Source organism: Jiella flava (assembly GCF_017349315.1).
GTDB lineage: Bacteria > Pseudomonadota > Alphaproteobacteria > Rhizobiales > Rhizobiaceae > Jiella > Jiella flava.
The window spans coordinates 91,649-105,301 of the sequence record NZ_JAFMPP010000009.1; the positions used below are offsets into that span (position 1 = coordinate 91,649).

Here is a 13,653-nt window from a genome sequence, read left to right on the forward strand (position 1 = left end):
CTCGATTCCTTCGCCGTCGCCTGCGGCGCCGACATGATTGCCGAGGAGTTCGCGCAGCTGAAGGCCGAGCGCGGCTTGTCCTTCGAGATCGTGCGCAATGGCTCGCGGGGGCTCGCCTGGCTGGAGCCGATGATCGAGGTCGAAACGCCGACCGGGCGGATCGCTTACGGCCCGATCGAGTCTGGCGAGGCCGGTGGTTTGTTGGATGCGGGTATCCTGTCTGGTGCCGGCCATGCCAAGCGGATCGGGGCGGTCGAGGACCAGCCGTTCTTCAAGCGCCAGACGCGCATGACCTTCAAGCGCTGCGGCGTGATCGATCCGCTGTCGCTTGCCGACTATGAGGCTCATGGCGGCCTGAACGGGCTGAAGCGCGCGATCGGCATCGGCGCCGAGGCGATCATCGCCGAGATCACCGACTCCGGCCTGCGCGGCCGCGGCGGCGCAGGCTTCCCGACCGGGATCAAATGGAAGACCGTCTTCGAGGCAAAGGGCGCGCGCAAATATATCGTCGCCAATGCCGACGAGGGCGACTCCGGCACTTTCGCCGACCGGATGATCATGGAAGGCGATCCGTTCTGCCTGATCGAGGGCATGGCGATCGCCGGCGTCGCGACGGGTGCGACCAAAGGCTACATTTATCTGCGCTCGGAATATCCGATCGCGATCGATGTCATGCGCGAGGCGATCCGCCGGGCCAAGGACGCCGGCGTTCTCGGCGACTCGGTGCTCGGCTCGAGCCATGCCTTCGATATCGAGGTGCGGGTCGGGGCGGGCGCCTATGTCTGCGGCGAGGAGACCTCGCTGCTCGACAGCCTCGAGGGCAAGCGCGGCCAAGTGCGCTTCAAGCCGCCGCTGCCGGCGCTCCAGGGGCTGTTCGGCATGCCGACGGTGATCAACAACGTCATCTCGCTGGCCTCGACGCCGGAGATCGTTGCCGAAGGTGCCGAGAGCTACAAGACGCTCGGCATGGGCCGCTCGCGTGGCACCATCCCGATCCAGCTCGGCGGCAACGTCAAGCACGGCGGTCTCTTCGAGGCCCCCTTCGGCATGACGCTCGGCGAGATTGTCGAGGAGATCGGCGGCGGCACGGCCTCTGGACGCCCGGTGCGGGCGGTGCAGGTCGGCGGCCCGCTGGGCGCCTATTTTCCGGTTTCGCTGTTCGATACGCCGTTCGATTACGAAGCCTTCGCGGCCAAAGACGGGCTGATCGGCCATGCCGGCATCGTCGTCTTCGACGACACGGTCGACATGATGCATCAGGCGCGCTTTGCCTTCGAGTTCTGCGCGATCGAATCCTGCGGCAAATGCACGCCCTGCCGGGTCGGGGCGGTGCGCGGCTTCGAGACGATGGAGAAGATCATCGACGGCGAGAAGCCGGCGGACAATCTCGCTCTCGTCGAGGATCTTTGCAACACGATGAAGTTCGGGTCGCTTTGCGCTCTCGGCGGCTTCACCCCCTATCCGGTGATGAGCGCCATCCGGCATTTCCCGGAGGATTTTCATGGTGAGCCGATGAAGGTGGCGGCGGAGTAGCTTTTGGAAACGGAGCGAGCTGTGGTTCCGCGCCATTGGGCGATGTTCGAACGGACGTCATGTCCTGGTCGTCTGCACCTTTCGCCATCGCGATGGGCGTCGACTTATTCGGCCGATGAGCGCGCGCTACATGCGTTTGAAGGAGGTGCGTTTTTATGAGCGACACCAAACTTAAGCCTCTGCCACCTTTGCACTCAGATGAGGATGCGGAGCGCTTCATCGAAGAGGCCGATCTGACAGAATGCGATCCAGCTCAGTTCAAGCCTATGACTTTCCGCAGATTGGGCCAGGCGGATCGCATGACGTTCGAGCTTTCGCCGGATCTTGTTCGAAAGCTGTCTGCGAAAGCGAAACAGGATGGGGTCGCGGAGGGCGACATCTTACGTCGGTTGCTCGAAGACCATCTTGAAGATTTTGAATTCGGCGCGGCGGCGCCAGGGAGGAACCTATGAGCCTCATTCACGAAATCGACTACGGCACGCCGGCCTCGAAGGCCGAAAAGGACGTCACGCTCAGCATCGACGGCCGTGCGGTGACGGTACCTGAGGGAACCTCCTTGATGCGGGCGGCGATGGAGGCGGGGGTGCAGGTGCCCAAGCTCTGCGCCACCGACATGATGGATGCGTTCGGCTCCTGCCGGCTCTGCGTCGTTGAGGTCGAGGGGCGCAACGGCACACCGGCCTCCTGCACCACCCCCGTCGCCGAGGGCATGAAGGTCTCCACCCAGACCGACCGGCTGAAGGCGATCCGCAAGGGGGTGATGGAGCTCTACATCTCCGACCACCCGCTCGACTGCCTGACCTGCGCGGCCAATGGAGACTGCGAACTGCAGGACATGGCCGGCGCCGTCGGCCTGCGCGAGGTGCGCTACGGCTATGATGGCGAAAACCATCTCGGCAAGGCGAAGGACGTCTCGAACCCTTACTTCCAGTTCGATCCGTCGAAATGCATCGTCTGCTCGCGCTGTGTGCGCGCCTGTAACGAGGTGCAGGGCACCTTTGCGCTGACGGTCTCAGGACGGGGTTTCGACTCGATCATTTCCGCCGGCACGCAGTTCGACGACTTCCTGTCGTCCGAATGCGTTTCCTGCGGCGCCTGCGTGCAGGCCTGCCCGACCGCGACGCTGGAGGAAAAATCGGTCATCGCGATCGGCACGCCCGAGCATTCGCTCGTCACCACCTGCGCCTATTGCGGCGTTGGCTGCTCCTTCAAGGCGGAGATGCGCGGCGAGGAACTGGTTCGCATGGTGCCATACAAGGACGGCAAGGCCAATCGCGGCCACTCGTGCGTCAAAGGCCGCTTCGCGCTCGGCTATGCGACCCATAAGGATCGCATCCTCAACCCGATGATCCGCGATCATTATAGCCAACCCTGGAAGGAGGTCTCTTGGGACGAGGCGCTGTCCTTCGCGGCCGGCAAGATCAAGGACATTCAGGCGAAATACGGCCGCGGCGCGGTCGGGGGCATTTCCTCCTCCCGCTGCACCAACGAGGAGGTCTTTCTCGTCCAGAAGCTGGTGCGGGCGGGCTTCGGCAACAACAATATCGACACTTGCGCGCGGGTGTGCCATTCGCCCACCGGCTACGGCCTCAATTCGACCTTCGGCACCTCGGCCGGCACGCAGGATTTCGACTCCGTCGAGCATTCCGACGTCATCCTGGTGATCGGTGCCAATCCGACCGACGGGCACCCGGTCTTCGGCTCGCGGATGAAAAAGCGGCTGCGCGGTAAGCCGGGCCAGCCGGGCGCCAAGCTGATCGTCATCGATCCGCGCCGGATCGATCTCGTCAAGACGCCGCATATCAAGGCCGACCACCATCTGGCGCTGAAACCTGGCACCAACGTCGCCATGCTGACCGCGCTCGCCCATGTCATCGTCACCGAGGGCCTGATCGACGAGCGCTTTGTGCGCGAACGCTGCGAGCTCGACGAGTTCCAGGAATGGGCGGCCTTCGTTGCCGAAGAGCGGCATTCGCCGGAGGCCACCGCAGCGATCACCGGCGTGCCGGCTGACGAGGTGCGAAACGCGGCGCGACTTTACGCCACCGGCGGCAATGCGGCGATCTATTACGGTCTCGGCGTCACCGAACACAGCCAGGGCTCAACCGCCGTCATCGGCATCGCCAACCTTGCCATGGCGACCGGCAATATCGGCCGCGAGGGTGTCGGGGTGAACCCGCTGCGGGGCCAGAATAACGTCCAGGGCTCCTGCGATATGGGCTCGTTCCCGCACGAGCTGCCGGGTTACCGGCACATCTCGATCGACGCGGTGCGCGAGAGCTTCGAGGAGCTTTGGGGCGTCAAGCTCGACAACGAGCCGGGCCTGCGCATTCCGAACATGTTCGACGCGGCCGTCGAGGGAACCTTCAAAGGCCTCTATTGCCAGGGCGAGGACATCTTGCAGTCCGATCCCGACACCAAGCATGTGTCGGCGGGCCTCGAAGCGCTGGAACTGCTCATCGTCCACGACCTCTTCCTGAACGAGACGGCGAACTACGCCAATGTCTTCCTGCCAGGTTCCTCCTTCCTGGAGAAGAACGGCACATTCACCAATGCCGAACGGCGGATCAACCGTGTGCGCAAGGTGATGAGCCCGAAGAACGGCTACGAGGACTGGCAGGTTACCCAGATGCTCGCCCAGGCGATCGGGATGGACATGACCTATGCCGATCCGTCGGAGATCATGGCGGAAATCGCGGCGACAACGCCGTCCTTCGCCAATGTCACCTACGATCTTCTGGACGAAAAGGGCTCGGTCCAGTGGCCCTGCAACGAGACTCATCCCGAGGGCTCGCCGGTCATGCATGTCGGCGAATTCATGCGGGGGCGGGGCAAGTTCATCGTCACCGAATATGTCGCGACCGACGAGCGCACGGGGCCGCGCTTCCCGCTGCTTCTCACGACCGGGCGGATCCTGTCGCAGTACAATGTCGGCGCCCAGACCCGGCGCACCGAAAATGTCGTCTGGCACGACCAGGATCTTCTGGAAATCCATCCGCACGATGCCGAACAGCGGGGCGTGCGCAACGGCGATTGGGTGAAGCTGCAGAGCCGCGCCGGTGAAACCTCGATCAAGGCGAAGATCACCGATCGGGTCGCGCCGGGCGTCGTCTATACGACCTTCCACCATCCGATGACCCAGGCCAATGTGATCACTACCGACTTTTCGGATTGGGCGACCAACTGCCCCGAATACAAGGTGACCGCGGTGCAGATCTCGCCGTCCAACGGTCCGACCGAGTGGCAGGAGGACTATCGCGAACTCACGATGGAAAGTCGCCGGATCGTTCCTTCCGAAGCGGCGGAGTGAGACGCGGGCCAGATTGGCGAGTAGGGTCGTTCGATGAGCGATGCAAGGGCACAGCGTGTTGAGGGGCTCGTCTTTCGCGACGGTGCCTTTGCCTCTGCAAGCCGGGCGGTGCCGAAGGAGGTCGCGGTGGCGATTTCGGTCGGCGGCTCGACCCACGCCGTGCTGATGGCGACACCCGCCGACCTGGAAGACATGGCGATGGGGCTCGTTCTCAACGAGGGCATCGTCGATCGCGCCGAAGAGATCGAGCATCTCGATATTGTCGAGACAGCGGCCGGCATCGACTGCCAGGTCCGCCTCGTTGCCGCGCGGGCCGCGACTTATGTGGCGCGCCGCCGCCAGATGACCGGCCCGGTCGGCTGCGGCCTGTGCGGGGTCGAGTCGCTGGAGCTAGCCGCGCCGCAGTTGCCTGAGGTCGCGGCGGGCAATGAGGGTGCGTTTTCGCCGGGGACAATCGCGACGGCTATTGCGGCGATGGGGCGCGAGCAACAACTCGGCCGGCTGACGCGCGCCGTCCACGCCGCCGCCTGGCACGATGTGAGCCGGGGGCTGGTCGTCAGCCGCGAGGACGTGGGCCGGCACAACGCGCTCGACAAGGTGGCCGGGCATCTCGCCCGCGCTGGAATTGATCCGGCAGGTGGCTTTTTGACTATCACCAGCCGGGTTTCTGTGGAGCTGATCCAGAAGGCGGCTCGAATGGGTTGCGGGCTGATCGCAGCGGTCTCCGCGCCGACGACGCTTGCCATTTCGCAGGCCGAGGCGGCCGGGATCACCCTCGTCGCGGTCGCGCGAGGGGCTGATTTCGAGGTGTTCAGTCATCCGGAGCGGATCGCGCGGGCGACGCAGACCGCCGCGCCACCGGCCGATCCGGAAACGACAAGACAAGGGAGAGCGGTTTATGGAGCGTGACAAGCTCGTCTACATGGCCAATCAGATTGCCAAGTTTTTCGAGTCGTCGCCCGAGGGTGCGCGTTCGCAAGGGGTTGCCGACCACATCAACAAATTCTGGGAGCCGCGGATGCGAACCCAGCTCTTCGAACGCTTCGACGAAGGCCGGACCGAAGGCATGCACCCGCTGGTGATCGAGGCGCAACCCGAAATTCGCCGGCCGGCGGCGCCGCTCGAAGCGCGCACCACGTCGCAGCAAGATGCTTCCGCATCCTGAAGATCTGCTCTCACTCTCTGAATTGACGCATCGTGCTTTGCCGAAAATCGATTCCGATTTTCGGGCCGATGCTGGAGCGACATCCCAAGAGTAGCGACGTCCCAAGAGTTGAAAGCGCTTGCGCAACGTCGGGGCGAGCTCAACAAGTTATTAACCCTAACAATTTACTTACGATCGGGTCAGCAATCGAACTGGGCCGGTCACAATGCGCGTTGTGCGACTTCTCCTCACCGCCATCGTCTCAACGACGCTGCTCGCCGGTTGTGCCAGCAATGAACGCTTTTCCATGGCGATCAAGAGGACGGCGGATCCGGCGGTCGACGCCGCTCCGGCTCTGGCCTATCAGTCCCGGGAGGACGATCAGCGCTTTCCGCTGTTCAAGTCCTTCGAACCGGTGGTCGCGTCGCCGCTCGCCGGGAGGACGATCGCCGTCTCGCGCTATTCCGATATCGCCTTGAAGCCGAAGGAGGTGGTGCTCACCTTCGACGATGGCCCGATGCCCGGCAAGACCAACAAGATTCTGAAGACTCTCGGCGATTACGGCATTAGCGCGACCTTCTTCATGGTCGGCGAGATGGCGAAGGCCTATCCCAAGATCGCCCGCGATGTCGCCGAGGCCGGCCACACGATCGGCACGCACACCTTTCGCCATGCCAATCTGCGCATGATGAGCGATGAGGCCGCCATGGCCGAAATCCGCAAAGGACAGATCAGCGTTGCCGAGGCGTTGGCGCCGATCGGCGTGACCCCGGCGCCATTCTTCCGCTTCCCCTATCTCGCCAGCACCACCAGCATCCGCCACCATCTGGCGAACGAGGGCATTGTCGCCATCGATGTCGATATCGACTCCAAGGACTATTTCCATGGAACGCCGGAAATGGTGAGGACGCGGGTTCTGCATGCTCTCGACGTCCACAACCACGGCATCATTCTGTTCCACGACATCCAGGCGCGCACAGCGACCATGCTGCCGAGCTTCCTTGCGGCTCTTCAGAGCCGCGGGTTCAAGGTCGTGCGGCTGGTTCCGGCCAACGAAGCGCCGCTGGTTGCCTCTCGCTGAGCGCGAATCGAGGGGGATCAGGCCGGGCCGAGCTTCCGAAGAACGGCCGGCCCGTCGCTGTGCTGAAGGGCAGGTGAGGCAGAGCACGATGCGTCGATTCAAAGGGTGAGAGCGACCTTTCTGCGTCCGATCGAACGCAGAGCGCTAACGCCCGATCAATGCCGGCAGTCCCTTGATCACGATCGAGACGCCGACCGCCATCACCAGGACGGCGAAGGCGCGGCTCAGCCAGGGCTTGCCGTCGCCCAGCCCTTTGCCGAGTGCGGTTCCGGCGAAGCCGCCGACCAGTCCGCCACCGACGAACAGTCCGACCAGCCGCCAGTCGACGAAGCCGGAGACCGCGTAGCTCGCGGCCGTCGCGGCGCCGAAAGCGGCGACGGCGACGAGCGAGGTGCCGATCGCGAAGGCCAGCGGCATGCCCGTCGCCAAGATCAGGCCTGGCACGATCAAAAAGCCGCCGCCAATCCCGAAGAATCCGGAAAACAAGCCGACAGCAAAGCCCGTAGCGACGAGCGGCGGCAGCAATTTCAGCGCGCTTTCGTTGGTGAGCCGAACGGCGGAATTGCCTTCGGTGGAGCGGCGCCGCAGCATGGCGATGCCGACGACGATCATAACGATGCCGAAGAGGGCGAGAAGCCGTTCGCCGTTCATCGCCTTGGCGACGTGGGCGCCGGCCAGTGCGCCGAGGATGCCGCTGGCTGCAAAGACGGCGGCGCAGCGCCATTTGACGTGGCCGGCACGGGCGTGAGGCACGAGATTGGCAAGCGCACTGGCGGCGACCGCGACGGCGCTGGTGCCGAGCGCCAAGTGGGTCGAACTCACGCCGACCACATAGACGAGGAGCGGCACCGCAAGGATCGATCCGCCGCCGCCGAACAGCCCGAGAACCAAGCCGACGGTGAGGCCGGAGCTGAGCGCCGCGGCTGTGACGAAGGTGGTGAGGGTCATGCGTCGACCGCTCCCGAAGCGGCGGCTTGCGCGATGCGGGGCGCAGGCTTGGGCAGGAGATGGAACAGTCCGATCCCGGCGATCATTGCCGCGACGAACAACAACACGCTCTGCGGCGCCAATGTCAGATCGGCAAGGGCCGGCCCTGGGCACAGGCCGATCAGCCCCCAGCCGACACCGAAGAGGATGCTGCCGCCGATCAGCCGGCGGTCGAAGTCGCGTCGATCGGGGATTTCGAAGTGCGGCGCAAAGACTGGCTGATCCATCCGCATCGCGGCGCGATAGCCGACGAAGAAGACCGCCACCGCCGCGCCCATCACCAAGGCGAGGCTCGGATCCCAGTCACCGGCAAGATCGAGAAAAGCCAGCACCTTGGCTGGATCGACCATGTGCGAGATCACCAGCCCGGCGCCGAAGAGCAGGCCGGAGACAAGGGCGAAAACAATCTGGATCATGGGATCAAGCTCCCAAAAGATGACGCGAGACGAAGACGGTGACGATCGCGGCCGCCATGAAGGTCGCGGTGGCGACCAGCGAGCGGGGCGACGCGCGGCCGATACCGCAGACGCCGTGGCCGCTGGTGCAGCCGGAGCCGAGCCGGCTGCCGAAGCCGACGAGCAGGCCGCCGGCGATCATCGCCCAAGTCGAGGCGCCGGAGCTAACGTTCGGAAGGTCGTTGCCAATGAGCGCGAGAAGGGGAGCGGCGGCGAACAGCCCTGCCAGAAAGGCGAGGCGCCAGCCAAGACCGCGTGTGTGCAAGCGCAGCGCGCCGTCGAAAATGCCGCTGATGCCGGCGATGCGACCGTTGAAGACGAGCAGCATCACGGCGGACAGGCCGATCAGCGCGCCGCCGATCAGGGCGGAGAGTGGCGTAAACTGTTCCATAAATTCGACTTTGAACGAAAGAGATCCGGGGCAGACGGCGCAAACCCTCGCTCAGGCGGAGCCGCCCTTTGCGATCGGCAGGCCGGCGTCCTGCCAGGCCTTGATCCCGCCCTCGATGGGTTTGGCGGTGTAGCCCATCTCGACGAGCCGGGCGGCGGCGAGCGCGGCTCTGGCGCCGGACGCGCAGAGGACGTTGACGGGGCGGTTGGCCGCCAGCGCGCCGGTCAGTTCCGCCGCCTGGGCCGGGCTCGATGGGTCGGCCTTGGCTTCCAGGAGGCCGCGCGGGATGTGCAGGGCGCCGGCGACCCGTCCGGTGCTCGCCAGTTCCTCGGCCTCGCGGACATCGAGGATCAGCGCGTTCGCGCCTTCGGCATCCCGCGGCGAAACCGACCCGCCGGTCTTGTCGCGTGCTTCGGTGATGAAATCCTTCATGGTCTTTGCCATCTTCGGCTCCGTTAAAAGCGGTTGAGAGGAATTTTCAGATAGGCATTGCCGTCGCTTTCGAACGGCGGCAGGCGTCCGGCGCGCAGGTTGATCTGCAGCGCCGCGAGCATGCGATCGGGCAGGCTCAGGCCCGCATCCCGGGTGTCGCGGATGGCGACGAACTCCGCCCGACTCCGGCCGTTGCCGACATGGGCGTTGCGCTCGCGGTGTTCGCCGACCGTCGCCTCCCAGCGGATCTCGGTGCGCTGCTTCGTTCCGTAGTCGTGGCCGACGAAGAGGCGGGTCTGTTCGGGCAGGGCGAGGATCGCCTGAATTGAATCGTAGAGCATGCCGGCGTCGCCACCGGGAAAGTCGGCGCGGCTGGAGCCCATGTCCGGATACATCAGCGTGTCGTGGACGAAGGCGGCATCGCCGACGATATAGGTAATCGAACCGAGCGTGTGGCCTTGCGACAGCATCACCCGGGCTTCGAGATCGCCGATCTTGAAGCGGTCGCCGTCGGTGAAGAGATCGTCGAAGTCCTCGGTGGGCGCGAAGGCGCCGGGCAGGTTATAAAGGCCCTCCCACAGCTTGGCGATCTCGATGACCTTTTCGCCGATGCCGTTGCGAACCTTCAGCGCGGCTTTCAGATGAGCCGCGGCCATCAAGTGGTCGGCATGGGGATGGGTGTCGAGGATGCGCTCGACCGTCAGACCTTGGCGCCGGACGAACGCCAGGATCTCCTCGGCGCTGTTGTGGCTCGTCCGGGCGTCGGCGGGATCGAAATCTTGCACGACGTCGATGAGAACGGCGCGCCGGGTTGCAGGATCGGCGACGAGATACTGGATCGAGCCACTCTTTTCCTCATAAAAGCCCCAGACGTCAGGGGAGGCGGGGCCGGTCGATGGGCTGTGACGGGTGAGCATGGTGTCGTTCCAACAGACATTGCAAAGGGTGTGTGAGGTCTATATATATCAGGTATGTCTAAATTAGAAGATGCTAATATAAAAAATCTGGAGGCCCGGTCTGCCGAGGTCGCGTCATTGCTGGCGCTGATCGCCAATCCCGCGCGGTTGCGCATTTTGTGCGCGCTTGCCAAGGGAGAACGGCAGGTCGGCGCGCTTGCAGATGACATCGGTCTGAGCCAGTCGGCCCTGTCGCAACATCTGGCAAAACTGCGGGCCGGCGATCTCGTTGCCTCACGGCGGCAAGGTCAGGCGATCCACTATCGTCTGGGCGAGGGCCAGATCCGGCCGTTGATGGAGAGCCTCTACGGCATCTTCTGCGAAGCGGAGGCGGATGCAAGCGTCGTGGAGTGACCTTCGAAGGCCTTGGCGCTTGCGACCGATCGGCTGGCATGGCAAGCCACCCCCCGACATTCGATCGGCGACCCACCGGCCGCCCGAAGGGAGGGGGAACATGCCATGAGCGACGAGAACAAAGAAGTTCTGGTGACCCGACCGCGATACGATCGCGCTGCCCTGAGATCCCGCATCGTCCATCTCGGCTTCGGCGCGTTTCATCGAGCCCATCAGGCAGTCTACACCGATGTGATGCTGAACGCGATCGGCGGCGACTGGGGACACCGGGTGGTCAAGCTGAAGAGCGGCGCCGAGGCGCTGCAGCGGCTCGCCGAAAACGCCTATCTCTACACCGTTCTCAAGCGCGATTCGCGCCAGGGTGATCAGGCGCGGATCGTCGGCTCGGTCATTGATCACCGCCATCCCGAGACCCATGGGCGCGAAGGCGTGGTTGCCGGTCTTGCCGACGCCGGCGTCGAGATCGTCTCGCTGACGGTCACCGAAAAGGGCTACATGCTGACGCCGGGCGGCAGGCTCGATCTCGACCATCCCGAGGTCAAGGCGGATCTTGCCGATCAGGGCCGGCCGGGCTCGGCGATCGGCGTGCTGGTGGCGGCACTCGCCGAGCGGCGGCGACAGGGCCTGAAGCCCTTCACCATTCTTTGCTGCGACAACCTCCCGGACAACGGCGCCAGGACGCGCGATGCGGTTCTCGCCTTTGCCGGTGAGCGCGATGCCGATCTCGCCGCCTGGATCGAAGGCGAAGGGCGCTTCCCCTCGACGATGGTCGACCGCATCGTGCCGGCGACGACGCCGGAGACCGAGGCGCGGATTTTCGACGTGATCGGCCGGCCCGATCCAGACGGCGTCGCCTGTGAGCCGTTCCGCCAATGGGTGATCGAGGACGACTTCGTCGGCGAGCGGCCGGCGTGGGACGTGGCCGGCGCGACCTTTACTCGCGATGTTGCCCCGTTTGAGATGATGAAGCTGCGGATGCTGAACGGGCCGCACTCCTTCCTTGCCTATCTCGGCTATCTCGGCGGTTTCGAGACCATCGCCGACACCATGGCGGATCTCAATTACGCTGCGGCGGCGCGGGCGCTGATGCTGGGCGAGCAGGCGGCGAGCTTCGCTGCGCCCGAGGGCATTGATCTCACCGCCTATGCCGACGAGCTGATCGCGCGCTTCACCAACCGGGCCATTCGCCATCGCACCTGGCAGATCGCCATGGACGGCAGTCAGAAGCTGCCTCAGCGCATGCTGAGCTCGCTGCAGTGGCATGTCGAACACGGCCGCCCGGCACCGCTCCTGACCCTCGGTGTCGCGGCCTGGATCCGCTATGTCGGCGGCATTGACGAGCGCGGGCAGGCGATCGACGTGCGCGATCCGATGGCCGCGCGGCTGAAGGCTGACGGCAGCGAGACCCCGGTCGAGCGCGTGCGTGCCGTTGTCGAGACGAGCGGCATCTTCCCGCCGCGTCTGGCCGGCGATGGGGCGTTCCTCGACACGCTGAGCCAGGCGCTTGGCGGCTTGATTCAGGACGGAGCGGTGCGCAGCGTGGCAAAGGTGGCAGGGGAGAGCAAGCGATGAAGCCCTTTCTCGGCGAAGACTTTTTGCTTTCGAACGACCCGGCGAGGCGGCTCTTTCACGAGGTCGCCAAGGATGCGCCGATCGTCGACTATCACTCCCATCTGCCGCCGCGCGCGATCGCCGCAAACCGCAGCTTCTCCGACATCGGGTCGCTGTGGCTGGAGGGCGATCACTACAAATGGCGGGCGATGCGGGCCTGCGGGATCGACGAGCGGCTGATCACGGGCGATGCATCCTGGCGCGAGAAGTTCGACGCCTATGCAGCTGCGATGCCGATGATGATCGGCAACCCGCTCTATCACTGGACCCATTTGGAGCTGCGGCGCTTTTTCGGCATCGAGGAGCCGCTGTCGGCCAACAGTGCGAATCGCATCTGGCAGGCCTGCAACGAGCAGCTCGCCGCGCCGGAATTTGCCACCCGCCGGCTGATCGAGCGGATGACGGTCGAGATGATCGGCACCACCGACGATCCGGCGGATGATCTGGCCGACCATCGGTCGATCGCCGATGATCCTGACTGCAGCGTTCTGGTGCGGCCGACTTTCCGGCCCGACAAGGTGATCCAGATCAGCGCGCGGGGCTTTGGCGCGGCGCTGGATCGGCTCGGCCGCGCGGCCGATATCGAGATCCGCCGCTTTACCGACCTTGTCGAGGCGCTCGACAGGCGGATCGAGCATTTCGCCGCCCATGGCTGCCTTGCCGCCGATCATGGCCTCGACGTGGTGCGCTTTGCTCGTGCCTCCGGCTCGTCCTTCGATCGGCTGATCGAGCGGGCGCGAAGCGGCGATCGGCTCGAAGACGAGGAAATCGCCACCTTCGAGACCGAGATCCAGCGTCATCTCGCCCGTCGCTATGTCGAGAAGGGCTGGGTCATGCAGTTCCACTGCGGCCCGCGCCGGCGCAATTCCAGCTTGATGACCGCAAAGCTTGGGCCGGATACGGGCTTCGATGCGATCGACGATCGGCCGATGATGGAGCCCTTGTCCCGGCTGCTCGACGCGATGGACCGCGAGGACGGCCTGCCGCGCACGATCCTCTACAACGTGGATCCGGCCCGCAATGTCGCGATGGCGGCGATGGCCTTCAGCTTCAATCGCGACGGCGTCGCCGGCAAGATGCAGTTCGGCTCGGCCTGGTGGCATGCCGACCATGTCGACGGCATGCGCCGGCAGATGAGCGACTTCGCCTCCACCGGCGTCATCGGCACCTTCATCGGCATGCTGACCGACTCGCGCTCCTTCGTGTCCTTCCCGCGCCATGAGCTGTTCCGCCGGGTGCTGTGCGATCTTGTCGGCGGTTGGATGGAAGAGGGGCTGATGCCGCCGGATTTCGAACTGGCTGGCGATATCGTCGAAAAGATCGCTTTCGCCAACGCCAACGCCCTGTTCGGCAAGGGCGCCGGCGCCTAGCGCCCTTCGTCCTATCGGACGCAGAAAGG

At 64.8% G+C, this 13,653-nt stretch carries 14 protein-coding genes; 9 read left to right on the plus strand and 5 right to left on the minus strand.

What is annotated here, in order from left to right:
• The first annotated feature begins 33 nt into the window (after nt 1-33).
• The 6 genes from J1C48_RS11795 to J1C48_RS11820 all read left to right on the plus strand — a co-directional run bounded on the left by J1C48_RS11795 (nt 34) and on the right by J1C48_RS11820 (nt 7,068).
• Nucleotides 34-1,533 carry an NADH-ubiquinone oxidoreductase-F iron-sulfur binding region domain-containing protein gene (locus J1C48_RS11795; protein WP_207258119.1) on the plus strand — a complete coding sequence of 500 codons (1,500 nt, stop codon included), beginning with the start codon at nt 34-36 and terminating at the stop codon, nt 1,531-1,533.
• A gap of 155 nt (nt 1,534-1,688) precedes the next feature.
• Nucleotides 1,689-1,985, plus strand: coding sequence for a CopG family antitoxin (locus J1C48_RS11800; RefSeq protein WP_207258053.1), 297 nt, complete (start codon nt 1,689-1,691; stop codon nt 1,983-1,985).
• Complete coding sequence (fdhF, locus tag J1C48_RS11805) at nt 1,982-4,843, plus strand: formate dehydrogenase subunit alpha (RefSeq protein WP_207258054.1); 2,862 nt, start codon at nt 1,982-1,984, stop codon at nt 4,841-4,843. The genes J1C48_RS11800 and fdhF overlap by 4 nt, the downstream gene beginning before the upstream one ends.
• A gap of 33 nt (nt 4,844-4,876) precedes the next feature.
• On the plus strand, nt 4,877-5,752 hold the full coding sequence (gene fdhD, locus J1C48_RS11810) for a formate dehydrogenase accessory sulfurtransferase FdhD (protein WP_207258055.1): 876 nt from the start codon (nt 4,877-4,879) through the stop codon (nt 5,750-5,752).
• A complete protein-coding gene (locus J1C48_RS11815; RefSeq protein ID WP_207258056.1) occupies nt 5,742-6,008 on the plus strand; it encodes a formate dehydrogenase subunit delta in 267 nt (88 codons plus the stop codon). Before fdhD ends, J1C48_RS11815 begins: the two co-directional genes overlap by 11 nt.
• 205 nt (nt 6,009-6,213) lie before the next feature.
• Nucleotides 6,214-7,068, plus strand: a complete 855-nt coding sequence (locus tag J1C48_RS11820; protein WP_207258057.1) for a polysaccharide deacetylase family protein — start codon at nt 6,214-6,216, stop codon at nt 7,066-7,068.
• Nucleotides 7,069-7,212: 144 nt separating this feature from the next.
• Here the strand turns inward: J1C48_RS11820 and J1C48_RS11825 are convergent, their stop codons facing one another.
• From J1C48_RS11825 to J1C48_RS11845, 5 genes are read right to left on the minus strand one after another with little or no spacing between them, the layout of a single operon-like run.
• Nucleotides 7,213-8,016, minus strand: coding sequence for a sulfite exporter TauE/SafE family protein (locus J1C48_RS11825; RefSeq protein ID WP_207258058.1), 804 nt, complete (start codon nt 8,014-8,016; stop codon nt 7,213-7,215).
• Nucleotides 8,013-8,471, minus strand: coding sequence for a DUF6691 family protein (locus J1C48_RS11830; protein WP_207258059.1), 459 nt, complete (start codon nt 8,469-8,471; stop codon nt 8,013-8,015). The genes J1C48_RS11825 and J1C48_RS11830 overlap by 4 nt, the downstream gene beginning before the upstream one ends.
• A gap of 4 nt (nt 8,472-8,475) precedes the next feature.
• Complete coding sequence (locus J1C48_RS11835) at nt 8,476-8,901, minus strand: YeeE/YedE family protein (protein ID WP_207258060.1); 426 nt, start codon at nt 8,899-8,901, stop codon at nt 8,476-8,478.
• A gap of 51 nt (nt 8,902-8,952) precedes the next feature.
• Nucleotides 8,953-9,345, minus strand: a complete 393-nt coding sequence (locus tag J1C48_RS11840; protein WP_231081740.1) for a rhodanese-like domain-containing protein — start codon at nt 9,343-9,345, stop codon at nt 8,953-8,955.
• Between the two features lie 11 nt (nt 9,346-9,356).
• Complete coding sequence (locus J1C48_RS11845) at nt 9,357-10,250, minus strand: MBL fold metallo-hydrolase (RefSeq protein WP_207258061.1); 894 nt, start codon at nt 10,248-10,250, stop codon at nt 9,357-9,359.
• Between the two features lie 117 nt (nt 10,251-10,367).
• Between J1C48_RS11845 and J1C48_RS11850 the strand changes: the two genes are divergently transcribed.
• The 3 genes from J1C48_RS11850 to uxaC all read left to right on the plus strand — a co-directional run bounded on the left by J1C48_RS11850 (nt 10,368) and on the right by uxaC (nt 13,624).
• A complete protein-coding gene (locus J1C48_RS11850; protein ID WP_343217697.1) occupies nt 10,368-10,643 on the plus strand; it encodes an ArsR/SmtB family transcription factor in 276 nt (91 codons plus the stop codon).
• Nucleotides 10,644-10,748: 105 nt separating this feature from the next.
• Entirely contained in the window at nt 10,749-12,215 is a 1,467-nt protein-coding gene (locus J1C48_RS11855) for a mannitol dehydrogenase family protein (RefSeq protein WP_207258063.1), read from the plus strand.
• Nucleotides 12,212-13,624: a glucuronate isomerase gene (uxaC, locus tag J1C48_RS11860; RefSeq protein WP_207258064.1), complete on the plus strand. Its 1,413-nt coding sequence runs from the start codon at nt 12,212-12,214 to the stop codon at nt 13,622-13,624. Before J1C48_RS11855 ends, uxaC begins: the two co-directional genes overlap by 4 nt.
• Nucleotides 13,625-13,653: the final 29 nt, after the last annotated feature.